At 27.3% G+C, this 20052-nt stretch carries 20 protein-coding genes and 1 pseudogene; 2 read left to right on the top strand and 19 right to left on the bottom strand.

Annotated elements, in window-relative coordinates; translation table 4 throughout:
- Positions 1-69: 69 nt before the first annotated feature.
- The 9 genes from eno to lepA all read right to left on the bottom strand — a co-directional run bounded on the left by eno (position 70) and on the right by lepA (position 10510).
- Positions 70-1422, bottom strand: coding sequence for a phosphopyruvate hydratase (gene eno, locus AAHM92_RS01000; RefSeq protein ID WP_023788957.1), 1353 nt, complete (start codon positions 1420-1422; stop codon positions 70-72).
- 113 nt (positions 1423-1535) lie between these two features.
- A complete protein-coding gene (gene typA / locus AAHM92_RS00995) occupies positions 1536-3362 on the bottom strand; it encodes a translational GTPase TypA (protein WP_500223101.1) in 1827 nt (608 codons plus the stop codon).
- A gap of 90 nt (positions 3363-3452) precedes the next feature.
- On the bottom strand, positions 3453-3902 hold the full coding sequence (locus AAHM92_RS00990) for a hypothetical protein (protein WP_500222645.1): 450 nt from the start codon (positions 3900-3902) through the stop codon (positions 3453-3455).
- A 17-nt stretch (positions 3903-3919) separates the two neighbouring features.
- Positions 3920-4732 carry a hypothetical protein gene (locus AAHM92_RS00985; protein WP_500222643.1) on the bottom strand — a complete coding sequence of 271 codons (813 nt, stop codon included), beginning with the start codon at positions 4730-4732 and terminating at the stop codon, positions 3920-3922.
- Between the two features lie 355 nt (positions 4733-5087).
- The gene (locus tag AAHM92_RS00980) at positions 5088-6056 is read right to left on the bottom strand and encodes a DnaJ domain-containing protein (RefSeq protein WP_500222641.1); all 969 of its coding nucleotides are present in this window, start codon (positions 6054-6056) and stop codon (positions 5088-5090) included.
- Positions 6057-6090: 34 nt separating this feature from the next.
- Complete coding sequence (locus AAHM92_RS00975; protein ID WP_023788952.1) at positions 6091-6762, bottom strand: M48 family metallopeptidase; 672 nt, start codon at positions 6760-6762, stop codon at positions 6091-6093.
- Positions 6731-7669, bottom strand: coding sequence for a hypothetical protein (locus AAHM92_RS00970; RefSeq protein ID WP_500222639.1), 939 nt, complete (start codon positions 7667-7669; stop codon positions 6731-6733). Before AAHM92_RS00970 ends, AAHM92_RS00975 begins: the two co-directional genes overlap by 32 nt.
- 67 nt (positions 7670-7736) lie before the next feature.
- Positions 7737-8573 carry a hypothetical protein gene (locus tag AAHM92_RS00965; protein ID WP_500222637.1) on the bottom strand — a complete coding sequence of 279 codons (837 nt, stop codon included), beginning with the start codon at positions 8571-8573 and terminating at the stop codon, positions 7737-7739.
- Between the two features lie 134 nt (positions 8574-8707).
- The gene (gene lepA / locus AAHM92_RS00960; RefSeq protein WP_500222635.1) at positions 8708-10510 is read right to left on the bottom strand and encodes a translation elongation factor 4; all 1803 of its coding nucleotides are present in this window, start codon (positions 10508-10510) and stop codon (positions 8708-8710) included.
- 147 nt (positions 10511-10657) lie between these two features.
- Here lepA and AAHM92_RS00955 point away from each other — a divergent pair, with 147 nt between their 5' ends.
- Positions 10658-11536: an ROK family protein gene (locus AAHM92_RS00955; RefSeq protein ID WP_500222633.1), complete on the top strand. Its 879-nt coding sequence runs from the start codon at positions 10658-10660 to the stop codon at positions 11534-11536.
- A 188-nt stretch (positions 11537-11724) separates the two neighbouring features.
- Positions 11725-11889, top strand: a complete 165-nt coding sequence (locus AAHM92_RS00950) for a hypothetical protein (protein WP_500222632.1) — start codon at positions 11725-11727, stop codon at positions 11887-11889.
- Between the two features lie 147 nt (positions 11890-12036).
- Here the strand turns inward: AAHM92_RS00950 and AAHM92_RS00945 are convergent, their stop codons facing one another.
- The 10 genes and pseudogenes from AAHM92_RS00945 to AAHM92_RS00900 all read right to left on the bottom strand — a co-directional run bounded on the left by AAHM92_RS00945 (position 12037) and on the right by AAHM92_RS00900 (position 19947).
- Positions 12037-12774 (bottom strand): ABC transporter ATP-binding protein, encoded by a 738-nt coding sequence (locus AAHM92_RS00945; RefSeq protein ID WP_500222630.1) that lies wholly within the window; start codon positions 12772-12774, stop codon positions 12037-12039.
- A 14-nt stretch (positions 12775-12788) separates the two neighbouring features.
- On the bottom strand, positions 12789-14255 hold the full coding sequence (locus tag AAHM92_RS00940; RefSeq protein ID WP_500222629.1) for a hypothetical protein: 1467 nt from the start codon (positions 14253-14255) through the stop codon (positions 12789-12791).
- A gap of 159 nt (positions 14256-14414) precedes the next feature.
- Positions 14415-16067, bottom strand: a complete 1653-nt coding sequence (locus tag AAHM92_RS00935) for a hypothetical protein (RefSeq protein WP_500222628.1) — start codon at positions 16065-16067, stop codon at positions 14415-14417.
- 52 nt (positions 16068-16119) lie between these two features.
- Complete coding sequence (locus tag AAHM92_RS00930) at positions 16120-16815, bottom strand: hypothetical protein (protein WP_500222626.1); 696 nt, start codon at positions 16813-16815, stop codon at positions 16120-16122.
- 500 nt (positions 16816-17315) lie between these two features.
- The gene (locus AAHM92_RS00925) at positions 17316-17666 is read right to left on the bottom strand and encodes a hypothetical protein (protein ID WP_500222624.1); all 351 of its coding nucleotides are present in this window, start codon (positions 17664-17666) and stop codon (positions 17316-17318) included.
- 30 nt (positions 17667-17696) lie between these two features.
- Positions 17697-18434, bottom strand: a complete 738-nt coding sequence (locus tag AAHM92_RS00920) for a hypothetical protein (protein ID WP_500222622.1) — start codon at positions 18432-18434, stop codon at positions 17697-17699.
- Positions 18435-18764: 330 nt separating this feature from the next.
- The gene (locus tag AAHM92_RS00915) at positions 18765-19016 is read right to left on the bottom strand and encodes a hypothetical protein (protein WP_500222621.1); all 252 of its coding nucleotides are present in this window, start codon (positions 19014-19016) and stop codon (positions 18765-18767) included.
- A gap of 12 nt (positions 19017-19028) precedes the next feature.
- A pseudogene (locus AAHM92_RS00910) lies at positions 19029-19154 on the bottom strand (hypothetical protein); the annotation flags it as partial.
- Complete coding sequence (locus AAHM92_RS00905; RefSeq protein WP_500222620.1) at positions 19106-19390, bottom strand: hypothetical protein; 285 nt, start codon at positions 19388-19390, stop codon at positions 19106-19108. The pseudogene AAHM92_RS00910 and the gene AAHM92_RS00905, both read right to left, overlap by 49 nt.
- Before the next feature lie 272 nt (positions 19391-19662).
- Positions 19663-19947, bottom strand: a complete 285-nt coding sequence (locus AAHM92_RS00900; protein WP_500222618.1) for a helix-turn-helix domain-containing protein — start codon at positions 19945-19947, stop codon at positions 19663-19665.
- Positions 19948-20052 lie beyond the last annotated feature (105 nt).

Here is a 20052-nt window from a genome sequence, read left to right as displayed (position 1 = left end):
GCAAAAAAACTCCGCACATTTGTGTGCGGAGTTAAATTAACATACTACTTTACTAGTTGTTTAAGTATTTTATTTTGTTAAGTTATAGAAAGATTTCATTCCATCATATATTGCAGCATCACCAAGTTCTGCTTCAATTTCTAACAACCTATTATATTTAGCGATTCTATCAGATCTTGACATTGAACCTGTTTTAATTTGACCTGTATTTAATGCAACTGCTAAATCGGCAATTGTTGTATCTTCAGTTTCACCAGAACGGTGTGAAGTAACTGCTGTTCAACCTGCTTTTTGCGCCATTTGAATTGTTTCAATTGTTTCAGTTAATGAACCTATTTGATTTAGTTTAATTAAAACTGAATTAGCGGCTCTTTTTTCAATTCCTTCAGCAGTTATTTTAGGATTTGTTACAAATAAGTCGTCACCAACGATTTGAATTTTATGTCCCATAGTTTTAACTTGTTTTTGGAATCCTTCTCAATCGGACTCTGCTAAACCATCTTCTATTGAAATTATTGGGTAAGTATCCACAAGTTTATCTAGGTAAGCAATCATTTCGTCAGTAGTCATTGCTCATTCTTTACCTGTAACTTTTTCAATTTTTTTGAAGTGGTATTTACCATCAATGTATAATTCTGAGTTCGCACAATCCATTGCGATCATAATTCCTTCTTTTCCAGTTTTATATCCTGCTTTTTCTATTGCTTCTACTAAAAGATCTAAAGCAACCTCAGCAGGTGTTTTACTTTTGAAAGCTTCTAATGATTCTTCTGGATAAGCTCATGCAAAGTTTGGAGCAAATCCCCCTTCATCACCAACTGCAGTAATATCATTTTTTTCGTGTAGTAATGATTTTAATGCTTGGAAAGTTTCTGAAGCTCATCTTAATGCTTCACTAAATGTTGGTGCCCCAACAGGCATTACCATAAATTCTTGGAAGTCGATTGCACTGTCAGCGTGTTCACCACCGTTTATTACGTTTAACATTGGAACAGGTAATCTTCTTGCGTTAACTCCACCAATGTATCTGTATAGAGGCAATTCTAATTCAGAAGCAGCTGCTTTTGCAACCGCAAGAGAAACTCCAAGAATTGCATTGGCTCCCAAGTTTTTCTTAAAATCATCGCCATCTAATTTACACATTGCATTATCAATTGCTATTTGGTCTGTAACTTCCATACCTATAATTTCGTTTGCTATTTTTTTATTCACATTGTCAACGGCCTTTAAAACACCTTTTCCATTGTAGCGTTTTTTATCTCCATCTCTTAATTCTAATGCTTCTCTTGAACCAGTTGATGCACCTGATGGTACCTTAGCTGATCCAAATCCACCAAATTCTGTTGTTACATCAACTTGAACTGTTGGAAATCCACGTGAGTCTAATACTTCACGTGCAACTATATTAACTATTTTTGACATATTTTTTTCTCCTTACCTTTTTATAATAACCCTAAAAAATACTGAAATGAAAAGATTTTTGTGAGAATCATTAGAATATTTTTCATAATTCTTATAAAAAATAGAAAAATCCCCTAGTGAGGATCGTTTCTATGTTGTTTTCTTTCGTTTTCTGATAGTCATTTTTTTCTTAATCTAATGTCGTCTGGGGTAACTTCAACTAATTCGTCTCACTCAATAAATTCAAGCGCTTCTTCAAGAGTGAATTTTTTTGGTGGAGTTAACTTAACAGAATCATCACTTCCTGATGCTCTTGTATTTGTTAGTTTTTTTCCTGTTGTAGGATTAACATTAAGGTCATTATCTCTTGAGTGAAGACCAACAATCATTCCATCGTATACCTCTACTTGTGGTCCGACAAACAATATACCTCTTTCTTCCAAGTTATTCAATGCATAAGGTAATGTTACACCATTGGCCATTGAAACTAATGTACCATTAACTCTTCCCTCGATTTTTCCTTTATATGGTTCATACCCCATTAAAGATTTAACCATAACACCTTCTCCTCTAGTGTCATTTATAAATTCAGATTTAAAACCTATTAGACCTCTTGTTGGAACTATGTAAGTTACTTTATCTCTAACTCCATCACTGTCCATGTCTACCATTAAACCTTTTCTGATATTCAATTTATTTATTACTGTTCCAGCGTATTCAGTTGGTACATCAATTATTACCTTTTCCATAGGTTCAAGTTTGTTTCCATTTTCGTCTTTTCTAAAAACAACTTCTGGTCTTGAGATACCTAGTTCAAAACCTTCTCTTCTCATAGTTTCTATTAAGACTGATAAGTGAAGTTCACCTCTACCCAAAACTTTAAACCCATCAGCAGATGAATCACTTAGTGGTTCAACCCTTAAACCAACGTTGACTTCAAGTTCTTTATCTAATCTTTCTTTTATGTTTCTAGTTGTAACATATTTACCAACTCGTCCAGCAAAAGGTGAAGTATTTACTAAGAAATTCATACTCATTGTAGGTTCTTCAATGATGATTGGTGGAAGAGGAACAATGTTATTAGGGTCACAGATCGTATCACCAATGGTCAAATCACTTATACCCGAAACAACAACTATTTCTCCAGCTTGCGCTTCTTTAACAGCAACTCTTTTCATTCCTTGATATATAAATAAACCTGATAGTTTACCTTTTATAACTGATCCATCGTTTTTTGATATTGATACTTGTTGTCCTTCTTTAAGTACTCCTTTGAAAAGTCTTCCAATTCCCAATCTCCCAATAAATGAGTCATAAGCAAGAGAAGAAATTTGCAATTGCACTGGTTCTTGACTAAGTTCTAAGGGATAATTACCTACTTGTTTGATAATAGTTTCAAACAATGGAGATAAATCTTCACTAGGTTCATCCAATGAATATTGGACTTTTCCTTCTCTAGCAACTCCAAATAAAGTTGGGAATTCAATTTGCTCATCATTTGCATTTAGTTCCATAAATAACTCTAGAACTTCATCAACAACTTCCATAGCTCTTTGATCTTTTTTATCTATCTTATTAATTAATAAAATTGGTCTTAAACCAAGTTCTAATGCTTTTGATAAGACAAATCTTGTTTGTGGCATCGGACCTTCTGCTGAGTCGACTAACAAAATTACTGTATCAACAGTTTTCATAATTCTTTCAACTTCACTAGAAAAATCGGCATGACCTGGTGTATCCACAATATTAATTTTGAATTCATTATATTCAATAGCACAGTTTTTAGAATAAATAGTAATACCTCGTTCTCTTTCTTGATCATTACTGTCCATAACTTGCTCTTTAACTTCTTCGTTTGCTCTAAATACTCCTGATTGACTTAAGAAAGCATCAACCAAGGTTGATTTACCTGCATCTACATGGGCAATAACAGCAATGTTTATAATTTTTTTATTCATAATCTGGTTCTCCTAAAAATCGTATAACAAAAAAATCATATCAAATTATGTGCAACTAATATATACAAAACTTGATTATTTTACAAATAAATTCTATATATTTGCCGCTTCATAAACACTGATATCCTTAATTAATATTTTTATAAACTCAATAAGTCTTTCGGCTTCGCTTGAAATTAAACTTGTGTGTAAATAAATACTTTGACCTTCGATAAAGTTTAAAAAAGCTGATTTATCTAGCTTTGAAGGTAACTTATTGAAAAGTAACTTTATGTAATAAATAAATAATAATCCTGCTACATTTCTAAACTTTTTTTCAACTTCTTCTAAGATGTTGGCTTTTAGTTTAGATATTTTTTCTTCTTGTCTTGCAAAAAGCAATTCTAGATCACTATCACTTAATATACTGTATAATTTATAATCTTCATTGATTATTGAAAATCCATTATTAACTTCCCTTTGGCATATATAGTTTTCAAACAGTGTAGAAAAGAAAATTGAGTCTTCTTTGCAACAAAACGGAAATTTCAGATGTTTTCTCATATCAAGACTCCTAGTGTTTAGTTTTTCAACGTTTTATAAAATATTTCCAATGATTGATCCGTCAACATTTGTGTTTCGGTTAGCCTCATATCATCTTCTTCGATAAGTGGTTTATATTCTTCGATTATACAATTTGTATTTTTTTCTTCAACTAAAATTATTTTTTCTCTTAAAAGTAAACCAAAGTAGAATTTAGTTGAGTAATATATTGCAAAATTATATAAGACAACTTCGTGGTCACTTTCAAACTCTGAGTTACCGTCACTATCATCCTCAAGGTCATCAAGTAAGTCACTTATTAAGTCATTTATTTTGTAATTTTCTTTGATAACTTTTTTAAAATCTTTTATACCTTTTATACCTTCTATAGTTCTAGAAATTTCGCCTGTTTTTGTTACATAACGAGATGGAACTTTGATATCTTTTAACTCTTCTTTGAAGCCTTTAATTAATAAATCAAAATATTGTTTGAATGAGTAATCATAGAGACGCAACTCTTTTTGTTGATTTTTTTTAGTTTCTATATAATAATCTCTTGTTATGCCATAAATATATTCATAATCTGTAAACGTATCGCATATCGACATCATTCTCAAGAGACAACTAAGGCTATCACGGTCAACTTCAGCTTTATTTTCTACCTCTATTTGTTCAAATGCCGTTTCTATATAATTTCTAAACATTGCCACATCTTTATATTTGAATCAATTTTTTTGTATGGCTTGTAAAAACTTATTATCTTCTCCGAAGAGAGACAATAATATAAAAACTTCTTTATTTATAGTTTCATAAGGAATGAAACTATAATATTCCCACTCTCTATAACTCATAGCTTTAATCCTTTCAATAAGTAATTATGTAAACACAATAACTTATATACACTGTTAATATGGTTCATAAGTTGAATATCATATTATCAGCAAGGTCATTTTAAATAAACTATTATGAAAATTTACTTAGTAAACTTTTTATAGTTGCTTTGATAAACATAGTACCTATTTTATAACCAATAATAAATTACTCACTCTATTATATATTTTTTGACCAACAATTTATTAGTTTTAAATTGTATTTATAAAGTTAAAAAAAATTTTCTTGCGGAATTTATCAAAATGAAAATTTAGATATATTTTTTTATTAATTGAATTATCATCCATAATACATTTAATCGAATTTCTAATTACATTAAAAAATATCGTATTTTTCGTAGTACTGCTCAATTATAGTTTTGAACATATTAATTTTTTTCATTTCATTAGCTGCGCTTGGGTCAGGATTAACATCTGGATGGTATTTTTTTGCAAGTTTTCTATAAACTCTTTTAAACTCGTTTGGCGGGTCCATTTTCGACAAATCAAAGTAAGCAAAAGCATCATTAACTTCGTCATTGAAAACCATTGTTTTTGTTTTTTCAAAAAAGTCTTCAAAATTTTCTTCTTCTGGTTCTTCGTAAGTATAGGTAGATGAACTCGTCTTGCCGTATTCTTTTTGAAAAACAAATGTTTCTAGAGTCAAATCAATCACCTGATCCAACATTCTGCTTCAATGATATGTGAAATCTTGACCTAATTCCAAAACTTCCTCTATCAATAAGTGATGCCTATATGGAGAGACTTCAATACCTTCTAAAAGTATTAAGATTTTTTCAATTATCCCTTCATAAGCATCAAGTGTGGTTCTTTGCATTACATCAAATACCCTAAGTATGTTATTATCGTTCAAATCATTATTGGTGAATGTATAATTAAAAACCTTTCAAAATTTAAGAGTAACATAATAATTGAATTTTGAAAGAGATGTTATACCAAGAGTAGCTCCAAATACTCCAACTTTTTGTTTTAGAAAGTCGAAAACGTTTTTAAAAAGACTGGTTGCTGGATATGAAAAAAAGCTTTCTGAAATTGAGTATTTCTTGAAATCTCATTTGAAACCATTTTCCTTAACTGTTGGTATTGTTTGAGAACTAAGAACATTTTTCAGCTCTAAATTATACTTCTCAATTAAGCCAACAAGATTTTCGACATTTCAGTGATTTACCTCTTCCAATGATCTGTTTCATTCAATAAAACTAGATTCTCCTTCCGAGAATTCATAAACAAACTTTTTTTTGGGCTTTTCTTTCTTTATTTTTTTGAAATTTTTCTTCCATACCATCGAAATATATCTCCCATCTTTATTAAATTATACTTTATAAAACATTCACTTTTAATAGTTCACTAACACTTTTATAATTTGGTAGATATTTTTCAATTAAATATCAAAAGTCTTTTGAGTGATTCTTATGTACCAAGTGACTTAATTCATGTATTACAACATAATCAATCGCAATTTGTGGATAGTGAATCAATCTTATGTTTAAAACAATTTTAGATTGCGAAGGATAACAAATTCCTCACTTACCTTTCATCTCTTTCAAGGTAAAGTTTTCAAACTCTAAGCCCATTATGGTTTTTCAATGATGAAGTCTGCTCAAAAAATAATTATATTTCTGTATAGCTAACTTTTTATACATCTTTTTAATGGTTTCTTCACTCGTTTCATATAACATAAATGAGTTGTTATCGAGAAGTTTTTTATCATTCACAAAGGTTACTTCTTTTCTTTCTCCTAATATTTTGACAAAACTTGGGTGTTCTATTTGTATGTTTCTATGATTTTTGTTTAACTCAATAATCTTCATGATTTTTGAGATATTTTTGTATATTAAATGTTCAATTTCTCAATCATGAGCACCTAATGGGGCAGAAATGATTATTTGTTCATTTTCTATTTTAAGTCTAATGTATTTTTGTTGACGCAAAACCAAATAATATGCTATTTTTTCACCTTTATAACTTAGTATTTTTTTTAGCTTTGCCATTCTTTTTATTAAGCTTATAAGTTGCCTTTAAAGCATCTTCCTTTTCATATTGTTTGATTTTTCGCTCAACCTCTTCTTCTTTCATTTTGATTTTTAGTTCTTTCAAATCTTTATTCAAAGAAGCAGAATCATATTGCCCAAACTCAAGTCTACCTTCTAAAACTTGATTAACAATACTTCTATCGTTAATATCAGACTTGAATAATTCATTAAAATCTAGTTTTCTTCTTCTAATCAGATCTGCTTCTATAGCTGTATATATTCCAAAAAATAGTAATACAGCTTGTATACATTGGAAAAATATCATCCATCCATTTCATGGTGAGAAATTCTCTTTTGCGGCAGTTCAATATTTATCGCTCGGATTTATAAAACCATTACCAATACCCTCGGAAGGTTTGTGAGGTAAAAAATCGATAGAAAATCAAATTATGTATATCGATGCAGTTGATAAAATTGACCAAAAAAAGAATCTAAAAGCTAAATACGCTCTCTTACCATAGGTTTTTTTCTTGAAGAATGGTTTATAAACAAATAAATAAATTAAGATAAAACTAACAAATCATATCGACGGAGTGATAATTCATATTAACAAAGAGGCAAGTTTCTCTACATCATTTGTAATTATATATTCTCCATCTACGATAGATATTTTCGCAAATAATACCATAACTATATACTTAAATAGTGGTTTAACACCGGGATCATAATAGAAGATAAGTGCGAAAAAGATTGGAACAATAATTCAATAAGCGATCATACAAAGCCTGAATAAATAAATAAAGGTTATTGTGATACTTTTTGTAGGTTTATATCTAATTGCCTTTTTTTCTTTTTTCTTGGCAAGTTTTTTTTCTTTTTTTACTTGCTTTGAATTTTTTAAGTTCAGATTTAGTGCATTTTCCATAATCATTACTCCCATCTATTTTTTCTACAACTTCAAAAAAAGAATTTGGGTTGTTTGCCAAATTCTTTTAATGCTTGTCGCTTTCTTCACGAACTCTTCTAGAAATAAACTTGTATCCATCTGATAAAGGATCTTTTCTAGCTAAAGAAGTTGAACTAATACTTTCATAATCGTCATTTTTAAAACTGTCTCAAATGACGTCATCTTCGTAAACTTCCATTTTAGAGATTGTGTCTTTTTTGACTTCTACTTCTTGGCTTTCTGTTAGGACAAAAGGCTCTATTTTGGGAACTTCATTTTGATTATTAATCTCAACATCCCCAAGGTCCATACCATTTAATGAACCAGTTTTTTCAATTTCTTCAATAGCTTCGTCATAACTTTTTATCAAACTAGACTTCAAGTTGTTTATTTTTGTTTTTAAATCCTCGTCGTTTTGATTTTGAACTCTTAAATTACCTTGGTTAGGGTTAGGTTGAGTAGTTTCTTGTTGTAAAAACTGTTCATTGCTAATTTTTTGACTAACAACATTGTTATCAAAATTTAAATAAATAGAGCTTGTAAGAACAACGAAGTCAACAGCAATTAAAATTATTGAGATCATAGAAAAAAATGTAGGTGCAAATGTCAATTGAAAAGCCAAAGCTAGTATTAAAGCTAATAAATTAAGAAAACCAAATCATTTTAATATAATTGTGTTTTTCTTTTGTAATAAAACAATTAAAATCGACAATATAAAATTTAATGAGCCAAATGCTAATATAAAATAAGTCAACTTTGAGATACTTGAGGTATCAACTACTAATTGAAGAGAACTATTTATGCTAAAAAAGGGCAATAATATTACACAAAAAACTGTTGACAATAAGGTTATAACAATTTTTACTAAACTAAACTTCTTCATTCTTTATACCCTTTCTTGTTGATTTAATTATATATTTTAGTTAAGGAATAAGCAATAGCAATAAAATTCTACCTAATTAGAAGTTTAAATTATAAGGTTGTTGCTTTCAATTTTAAATATATCTATCCTTGATATTAGTCATCGAGTTTCAAAACTGCAATAAAAGCTTCTTGAGGAACTTCTACTGAACCAATTGCTTTCATTCTCTTCTTACCTTCTTTTTGTTTTTCTAATAATTTTTTCTTACGTGATATGTCCCCTCCATAACATTTTGCTAGGACATTTTTTCTCATTGCCTTAATGGTTTCACGAGCAATAATTTTACTTCCAATTGCCGCTTGTACTGGAACTTCAAAATTTTGACGTGGTATTATTTCTTTAAGTTTTTCAGTAAGAACTTTTCCTCTGTGATAAGCGAAATCCTTGTGGACAATAGTAGATAATGCATCCACGACTTCACTATTCAGAAGAATGTCCATTTTAACAAGTTTAGAGACTTTATAACCGATTAGTTCATAGTCAAAGGATGCATATCCTTTTGAAATTGACTTTAACTTATTGAAAAAATCAAATACAATTTCATTTAATGGCATTTCATAGAATAAAGTTCTTCGGTTGTCATCAATGTAATCTATATCTACATATATACCCCTTTTATCTTGACATAATCCCATCAAATCACCTAAATATTGGTCTGGTGTCATTATTGACACTTTTACATAAGGTTCTTCTATAGTGCTAATTTTTTGGGTATCTGGTAAGTGTGCGGGATTATCGATCTCAATAATGTTTCCGTCAGTTTGAGTAATCTTGTAAACGACTGATGGCGCAGTTGCAATTAATGTTAAATCATACTCTCTCTCGAGCCTTTCTTGAATTACATCCATATGAAGCAATCCCAAAAATCCACATCTAAATCCAAAGCCAAGTGATTGTGAACTTTCCGCTTCATAAACAAGGCTAGCGTCACTTAAAGAAATTTTCTCAAGAGCATCTTTTAAATCTTTATATTTCGCTGTATCAATTGGGTAAATACCGCAATAAACCATTGGGTTCATTTTTTTATACCCTGGCAATGGTTCTGTTGCGCCATTTTCTTTTGTGGTGATCGTATCACCAACATGAACATCTCTAACAGTCTTGATAGAAGCCGCTAATCAACCAACTTCACCAGCTTCAAGACTTGTTTTTTTAATTTCAAAAGGAGTTTTAACACCTAGCTCAGTTACTTCATATACAGCACCACTTTGCATCATTTTAATTTCTTGTCCTACTTTAACTGTTCCTTCAACTATTCTTATAGAAGCCATAACTCCACGGTACTTATCATAATAAGAATCAAATATTAGAGCTTTCAAAGGTTTTTTGTCATCTGCATCTAGTGGAAACGGAATAAAGTTTACTATAGCTTCTAAAACATCACTAACATTTAGTCCTGTTTTTGCACTTATCATTGGAGCATTAGAACAATCTATACCAATAACTGATTCAATCTCTTCTTTTACCCTATCTGGTTCTGCAGCTGGTAAATCAACTTTATTTATAATTGGTATTATTTCTAGATTATTATCTATAGCTAAATAAACATTAGCAAGTGTTTGGGCTTCAATACCTTGACTAGCATCAACAACCAATAAGGCTCCTTCACATGCAGCCAAACTTCTAGATACTTCGTATGTAAAATCAACATGTCCAGGAGTATCAATTAAATGGAATATATACTCGTTGCCATCTTTTGCCTTATACCTCAACTGAATTGAATTCAATTTTATAGTGATTCCTCTTTCACGCTCTATATCCATGGAATCAAGCAATTGCGCTTGCATATCACGTTTGTCTACAGCTCCAGTTAATTCTAGAATCCTATCTGCCAAAGTTGATTTACCATGATCGATATGAGCAATTATACTAAAGTTTCTTATTTTTGATTTATCCACTATTATTGCCCCCCAATGTTTTATAACACTAATCCATTTTACTAGAAATATCTTGTTATTTGTAGATATTTTGATAATATATTTTTTTGATTTAATACCCTAAACACCTATCAATTTTTGGTAAAATTTTTTTAAAAGGAGTCACATATGAAAATAGCAATAGATATTGGTGGTACTACCATAAGAGTTGGGTTGATTCAAAATAATGTTATCGAGTCTGTACAAACATTTGAAACAAAACCAAATGATTTTAACCAATCAATTCAAGAAATTTACGAAGTAATTACTTCTTGAAAAATTGAGGAAGATATATCATTTGTAGGAATTTGTTCTCCGGGACCATTAGATATACAAACTGGTTTGATTTTAAATTCACCAAACCTTCCCGATTGAAATGGAAAAAACATTAAAGTTACTCTTGCAAAAAAATTGAATTTAGACATTAACAAAATATCAATAAATAATGATGCAAATATTGCAGCATTAGGTCAATGAGTAGTTAGAGGTAACAAAAATAACGAAAGCCTTCTATATTTCACAATTTCTACCGGTATCGGATCTGGATTCATATACAAGGGTGCAATATTTAACGGATACAAATCAATGGCTTGTGAGATTGCAAACGCAATACCTGACCTTAATAATTCAAAAGAAGATACAGATAGAGTTGGTATTGAGTATTTTGCAAGCGGAAATAATATAGTTAAGCAACTAAGTTTAAGAGGAGTTAATGTCTCATCAGCAAAACAAGCTTTTGAGCTTTTAGATCAAAATAGCAATCCAATTGTTAATGATTTTTTTAAAGAAATAGAAAATAAATTAGTACAATTATTTGCAACTGCTATCTATTTTTTCAATCCTGAGTTGATTGTTGTGGGCGGTAGTGTTGCAGAAAATAATAAGAAATTTTTTGAAAATATATTTAAACGAACATTACGAGTAACATATGATATCAATTACCAAACTAAGTTCGAATTCTCAAAAGATTTAACAAACGCAACTCTCTTAGGATGTGTTTCACAATAAGAACCCTATATAAACATCTGAAATAAATCAACTAAAAAAAGATATTTTTTATTCGGATTTATAGTAAGGTGTTTTTTTATATAGTATGAATAACAAGATAAAGACATGATGTGTATAAAAATCTCGTCATACATAAACGCGAAAAAATTGAGATAAATAAAAAACCTTAACTAGAAGCGTGGAACCATATGTCTTATATTCAAAAAAATGGACAATACTTTATATGAGAAAATAAAACAAAAATAAATAGTAATTATGCCCCAATATTCAAAATAACGAATACAAGTTTAGAAAAAGATTTAGAAAACTTCAAATTGAATAAATATTTAACTAACGCTTGTAATGAAATATAGTAATTTCAAGTCATGCTTCAAAGATTTTAAATTGACCATAGAGATTCTATATTACATCTGTATCTTAAATTATAATTAGGTTATTTATTATAACAAATCCACTTGTTCTTTATTGAATCAGATTATTCATAAAATAAAAAGAACATTTTATTTATATAGATTATCAATATTCTTTACATCCTTAGACTCATCTTTGATATATTTTAAATATATTTTTTTAGCGTCAGCTTTATTAGAATCTAAAAACTTATCATATAATATTTTTCCCTTGTTAATTAAAATCAAGTGATCAGTTATCTCTGAGAAATCCTCGATTTGATGTGTGGTAATAAAAAACGTTACTCCTTTTTTATTTAGTTCCTCCACAATTCTAACAAAATATTCTTTTGAGCCAATATCTAAATTAGCAGTTGGTTCATCCATAAAGATGTATTTTGGTTCATTGACCAATGTACCGGCAAAGATAGCTCTTTTTTTTCATCCACCACTTAGTTGTTTCAACTTTTTATTAATGTGTTCTTCTAATCCAAAAAAATCTACTAAGAAAGACAATTTTTCTTCTAACTTACTTTTATTTATCCTATGTATATTACCAATATACTCGATATATTGTCTAACCGTTAATGATAACGGGATATTATTGCTATCTGGGAAAAACGCAAAATCTCTCAAGTCTTTGTTAGACATTATCTCATTATTGTATTTAATTTCACCCTCTTTATAATTTAACTCTTGAAAAAGCGCTTTTATAGTGGTTGTTTTACCCGCTCCGTTAGGTCCGCAAAATAAGCAAACTTCTTTCTCATTGATTTTAAAGCTGATATTCTCTAAGGCTGATTTTTTATTGAATTTGTATTTTTTACTCAAGTTTTTTATTTCAATCATAACTGTTTCTCCCTTTACTCGATTAATATTCTTTTAAGCCTAAAATAATTTAAATATAAAATCGCTGTGGCTATTAAAACAATAAATATATAAAATCCTTCATAACTAAAAATTGTGATGTTCTTGATATTGTAATTTAGTATATTATAATTTGTTTTGTTTTCATAATTTGTTTTGAGATTGAACTCATAATAATTTCTTAATATTAAGAATTCATTAGTGTTATTATTGATAATTGAAATTTGCTCATTTTCTCAATTATACATTCCACCGTATGTTATGTTATTATACAAAAGCATTGGATTTAAATATAAATGAGTTTTAATTTGGTTAACTAAACCTTTTTGATTTTGAGGTAACATCGTTTCTATAATTTCATTGTTAGAGTAATTATAAAGTAAATTAAAAGTCATTGATATAAAATAATATAACGAGATCTCATCAAGGTTCGCGTATTTGTTGATATCACTTTTTCAAATATAGGGTGTAAGTTTAGCTGTTCCACTTGAATCTACAAAAATATCTTTAGAGAATGAATTTAACACTAAAAACTCTTTTGAAAACGGTATAAAATAGTTTATGAATTTTTTGTATTTAATATTGTCAATGTTGTTTTCAAAACTATTTAGTATGTTAAAAAAATAAGAGAAATCATAATTAATAATATTATTATTTTTATTAAATATGAAGTCACTAAAATCTATATTTTTAATTAAGTACTGTTCTTTTGTCAAATAATATTCATGTGCGTAGGATAAAAACTCTTTAAACTCCGGAGCTTTTTTTTCAACTAGATTCATAAAATCATCATTTAAAAGATTGCCTTGCAAGATAGAAAAGTTTTTTAAATTTTTTACATCAAAATCTATTGAGAAAAGCTTATTAAAGTTTTCATCTTCATTCAAGTTGTTAGCTAATTTATATAGTTTTTTATATATTAATGAATTATTATTTAATGAAGTTGAGTTAGATTGTATATTTTGTAAATTAGAGTTAGAATCTAAAATTAAAGAATTAAAGAAAGATGACAAAGGTGTGAAAAAAGAAAGTACACCGACTAAAATATAAACTAAATACTCATTTACAAAGTTTAACAAAAAGAAAGTAACAGTAACTGTTATTATTGCTAATAATATGTAAAAACTATACTTTGTTAATATTGCTTTTTGAATATATCTAAGATTGTGAGGTATTCACATCAATGATATAGAGTCCACGATCAACATACTAATTATTAAAAAAAATATAAAAGAAAAAATTACAATACACCTCAATAACAAACTATTATTCAAACCAACACCAGATTTTATCTCTAAACTTAAAATTGATTTTTGCCTATCGTCAAATAAAAAATGTTGAGTTATCATAAATGAAAACAGAATCACAAAAACTGAACATAAAATTGTTTTATATAATAGCAACTTAAAAAACATGCTGACAGGGTTATAATCAAAATATTTTTCACTTGAGATATATTTCATAATGATTATCTCAAAAATCAATGAAAGTAAAATTATCATAAAGAATAAAGTCATGAATAAATATTTTTTAACTACTCTCTTAAACAAAAATTTGAGCAAGTATAAATTGATATCAATCTTGTGAGTTCTTTTTTTCATAAGTTAAATCCTTTTTTTAAATTAATTTTTAAATATTCTTTTATATCTAAAGTATGTTAAAGTTCAAACGATTGTAAGAATCAATAGATACATAAAATATAGGTATGTATAGTTTATTGGTTCGACTGTAACTTCCTCAAGTTCTCCTATTTTATAGGGACCCTCTGTATTTGATGATTTCTTCAAATACTTATATTGCAAGGGCATAATAGGACTTTCAAAGTTTTTTTGTTTTGATGAAAACGAAAATGTATCATAGTAGTATTTATAATTTTGACTATAATAATTACCAAACTGTAATTGTGATAGCTGATTGAAAGGGTTGTATTTAGCAACCTTTTTCAATAGTTCTAATGACTCTTTTGGAGGTGTCAATTCTTCTATTTTACCTTCTTCAAAATTTTTTCGAAAATTGATATTACTATTTGTTATGGTGAAAAAAATAGATGAAATAAAATAATAAAGATCCAATTGATCAGGAGTCTTATAGCTTTTCAATGTACTTTCGAAATATCTTGTTTTTATGAAATGGTCGAAGTCGCTACGAGAGTCATATGACCCATTACTACTATAAAAGTCCATAAAAGCTAAATAATCATTAGAGTAATCTTTTAGAATATTTAAAAAGTTCAGATATTTAACATCACTAGATAATTTAATTATTTTATTTAGTATTACATATAATGGATTTCTAGTTCTTATATAAAGTGGGTTATAACCCCTTCTATAATTATAAACATAGGTATCTTCAATTTTAAAACCTCTATCATCATAGTTTCTGAACTCTTTATAATGTTCAGAAAATACTTGATTAAGATAATCAATGAAATCTATATAGTTTTTTCCAAAAAGACTTTCTGCTAACTCGCGCTCATTATTTAAAATATATTCATAATTACCAAACTGATATTGCTTAATTTTTTCATCTTGTTTAGTGTGATCATAAACTTTTTCAAACCCAGTGAAAATGTCTTTAAAGTTTTCATCTTGTGTAATTTTTTTATAAAAATCATTACGTTTATAAAGAGTAAAATAATTTGTTTCATAGTTATACAGCTCGCTATTTTTTGTATAAACAGTACTTCCTATAACATGTGATACTGAAACTACACATGCTATTATTCCCATCAAACAAAGTGCAAACTTATTATCCATAATCATTAATGTCAAGAATGTGAAAGTTGAGATTAAAAATACAATCAAAAACTGATAACCTAGAAAACTTATTAGTTTTAGTTTTGACTCAATAAATAAATTACTTATTGTGAATGTCAAGATACTTTGCAAGATAAAATTAGATACAACAACAATAACAATACAAAATAAAATTATTGTACATCTTTGAATGAAAGTTTGAAAAACCCCGATTCCACCCTTCATCTCCAAGTCGGTTTTTCCTTCTTTTATATCTCTTGAAAAAAGTAATGACGTTATATAAATAAAAATTACAGATAAAAATACTACGTCAAATATCTTTTTGAAAAAGAATACAGAATTAAATAAATGGTCAACATCAGTTATATATTTATTACTAAGGTCAAAATAATTGGCAAATGATATTAGTTCCATAACCATCGATAATGAAATAAAAATGAAAAACATTGTTATAAACACTTTATTGAAAATGATGTTTTTGAAGTTAACTTTAAAAATATAAAAATTTATTTTATTCATAAAAAACCTTTCGTACCAATACTAAAATTTCATTCATAAATTTTAATTGTGTTTATTTAGACAAAACTGCCATAATAGGGTCTACATATATATTTATATATTTTTTAGAAAAACTAGCATTTCTGAATCTATAAGCACCGTTATATCTAATTTCAAAATTTAAGGACTTTCCTAAAACTACGCAGGTGTTCAGAAAAACTCATTTATCATAATTTCCTGTTGTATGCTCAAAAACATAAGTTACATAATAATCATCACCTGTATAGTAACCAGCTTCCTTGTTTTTCCAGCCAGGGACCAACATTTCTCTATTTGTTTTCTTCCCCGATTCAGAAAGTTTGTTTGTGTCTCCATTGATTGCGGAACTTAGGTCTACAATTAGCCATAAATATGAATCGTAGTAATTGTAATCTGATCCCGAATTTTCATTTATTCCGACTCTAACATCAAATTTTATTCTAATTTGTCTAAAATTTTCAATTAATTCCCTATTACTTGAGTAGTTATTAGCATATGCATACTTTGACCTTGTTGTTAAATCATGCTCTGCTATTTTTCCATTTCTAGAATAATCGCCTTCAGCAATCGGGACAGCATAACTCAAATGCAATTCTTCTTGTTCATAAGATGATAAAAATTCGTTGGAATCTTTATTAGTTAAACAAACATATCTTTCAAAACTGTTAAGATTATTATTTACAAACAAGGGAAATAAACTTATAAAATATAATAAACTTTTATTAATCATAACTTTTCCTCCAGAACAACACACATATAAAAAAAATATAGTAACATTTTGATACATAATGACATTTTAATTATATTCCTATACTTCATAAAAAGTCTTTATTAAAATAAAAGTTGTTTATATTTAACTATAAACAAAAGTAAATAATAAAATATTTTGTGTCATTAAAACTTCTAAGATTTGTTTTTGATTTATAATAAAAAACACATTTCAAAATAAAGTGAGTATAATCCTACTCTATATTTGACAGAATATTTTTATAATCTATAATTAACAAAATATTTTTATCAGTCTAATAATTTGTATTTTTAAGTAAATCGTCATATGTTTCAGATTTTTCATTGTTATCTTCACTTTTTGTATTACATGCAATAACACTCCTAGTTTAAGGTAATAATCCTACTGCTCCTAATACACTTAATAATTTTTTTCACATTTTTTCTCCTAAAAACGTTTTTAAAAGTTGTTTATTCCTTATAAATGTTAGATAACTAACACTATTAAACTTCGTGTTTGTTTTTATTTTTAATGTAAAAATAAATTGTTGCAAAAAAATTTATTATAAAAATAAAAGAAAAAATCGTGTATTTTTTTCTTTCCGATTTATCTGTACTACTTATAAAATAGGATTTATATTTTATTCTTATGTATACACTTAAGACATAAGTTGAAATAAAGGGCACAAAAGAGTCTAAAAATATGAGTCCAACATTCAATTTTTCTCCATAAATTGTATTTTCGTTGATAATTTGAAAAAGTCCAGCTATAAATATTCCAAACCCGAAAATATCTAAAAATAAAATTGAAGATAAATAAAATTTAGCTGATGGCTTTCTTTTTGAATTTTTCATAAAAATTCCTTTCCATTATTTAGTATGTAATTATAAAGCTTCTTTATTTACTACAAATATTCCTATTACAGTAAATTTAACACCTCTACCTTTATCAATAGCTAAAGCTGTAGCTACATTTCCAAATATGTAAGAAATAACTATTGAAACAATTTTTAAAATTATACCAGCATATGGTACACCACTTAAAACTCATGACACAACACCAGCAAGGCTTGTTGCAGACCCTAGTGATATTGTAACCTTTTTTAGACTTTCTGAAGTTAAAGTTAAATTATATTTAATAAACCAATATCATCTGTACTCAATACTACCTCAACTGTAATTTGATACACTTCTGGATAACAATGCATTATTTTGAGTATAAACATATTCTTGTAATTCATTATGAACAGTTCCATCGGAATTAACTGTAAAAATTCCTTGCTTGAATGAATAATTTGATTCTTTTAAAAATGAATCTGATGTGAATATATCAATAAATTCACTTGTTGCTCCTTCTTTTATTAACGAATTAATATCAAAAAATAAACGATGGCTTTCTTTATCATAAACAATATAAATGTAAGCAACATCTGAATAAAAAACGTTTAATGATCTAGAACTATAATTCTTTTGAAAAAGATAATCTAATTTTTGTGACTCGTCACTCAATTTAGATTTGATTGATATATTTGATTCTACTTTTTTTGTAAATTCAATTTTATTTTTAGTTGCAAAAATAAAAAAATTACAGATGATAATAATAGTAAGATTGTTCCAAATCACTTAAATTTGTTATTATTTTGAAAACATATTTACTCCTCTTTCGTTTTTTAAAAACTTATTAGCATTTTATCAAAAAAAAAACTAATCTCTAAATAGTTATATATATTTTTTAAATTATAAAAAATAATTTAAAAAATAAGAAAAGTTTACTTCTGATATATAATGATAAAAAACTTTAATTTTTTAAATAAAGAATTACTTCTATGACGACATTAGGATTGCTCCAATGTTTTTTACATATCGAAGTATCAAAATATCAATAGCTATTATTAAAAAATCATTGGATAAAAAAACATATTCTATCAAGTAAAGGGTCACCCCAAACTACAATTATTTTAACAAATTACTCTTGTACATTTCTATAGGAGCAATTTTTAATTTATTTACTATTCTATTGTTTGAATAGTTTCAAATACAATTTTCCATTCAAGTTAAAAATTCTTTTTTGTTTGAAAATTTATATCCTTTAAGATAATTCTGTTTGAAGCTATTAAAGAATGTTTCTACTATTGCGTTTTGTCATAAAGCATAACCATCCGTCATACTTTGTTTTATTTTATTTGCTTTACAAAAATTCATCATATTAATACATCTAAACTGGGCTCCTCTATCTGTATGGATAATTGAATTATTTATATTGTAGTTATTTTTTAATATATATAGTGATTTTATTAATTCTTTTGTAGTTTGATTACTTGAAAAATAAGTTTTAAAAGGTAATCTAGAATAAACATCAATATGTGTAAAATATATAATTTAGAGTCACTAAACTTAAATTCTAATATATCTAAACATATTTTTTCCAATAGTCTTAAAGCAAAAAATTCTACTTTACCAGTAATTGGACTTTTCAATAAATTTGGAGCAGTATTTACAGGTTCTTTTTTGCCACTAACATAAGATTTTCACTTTCTACTTTTTTCACAATTATCAGGAAAAAATCCTTGACTTTTCATTGAACTTAAAACTGTTTTTCTACCAATACTGAATTTTAAAGCTATTTTTTTATGCCCTCATTTAAGGTGTGTACCATTTTTTAAGTCAAAATCATTAAATACTAGTTTTATGAATAAATCATAAGAAGTATTTCTTTTTGTTTTTTAATCTTTCAAACCATTATTAACTCAACTTTTATAAGTTTTAAAGTTAATGTTTAATAGATTTAATAATCATGATAGTTTTATATTTTTTTGCAAGTATTTACTTATTATTTTATAAAATTCAATGTTTATTTTTTGTTTTTTAAATTCTTTACTAGAGATGCTATGAACTTTTCCATAATTTCGACCTTATAAATTAACTCTCTATTTTCCTTATTTTTATTTTGCATCTCTTTTCTTAAAAAATTTAACTCTTGTTTTATGTTTTCGAAGTTTTTTTGTTTTTCAATATTGGATTTTCTACCTCTTTTTTGATCAAATAAACCAGAGATCCCACTGGTTATATACCTATTTTGTCATTGATAAATAGTTCATGGTTGTTTAATATTATATTTTTTTGCTATTTTTTGCACTTATGTCAGATGATAAAAATTCACTTACTATTTTCATTTTTTCATCTGCAGTAAATAGTTTTGTTTTAACCATAAAAAAGAACCCTCTAATAAAAATTATATACA

Source organism: Spiroplasma endosymbiont of Melanargia galathea, assembly GCF_964031075.1.
In the GTDB taxonomy this organism is placed as follows: Bacteria; Bacillota_I; Bacilli_A; order Mycoplasmatales; family Mycoplasmataceae; genus Spiroplasma_A; species Spiroplasma_A apis.
This window is presented reverse-complemented; position numbering and strand designations above follow the sequence as displayed.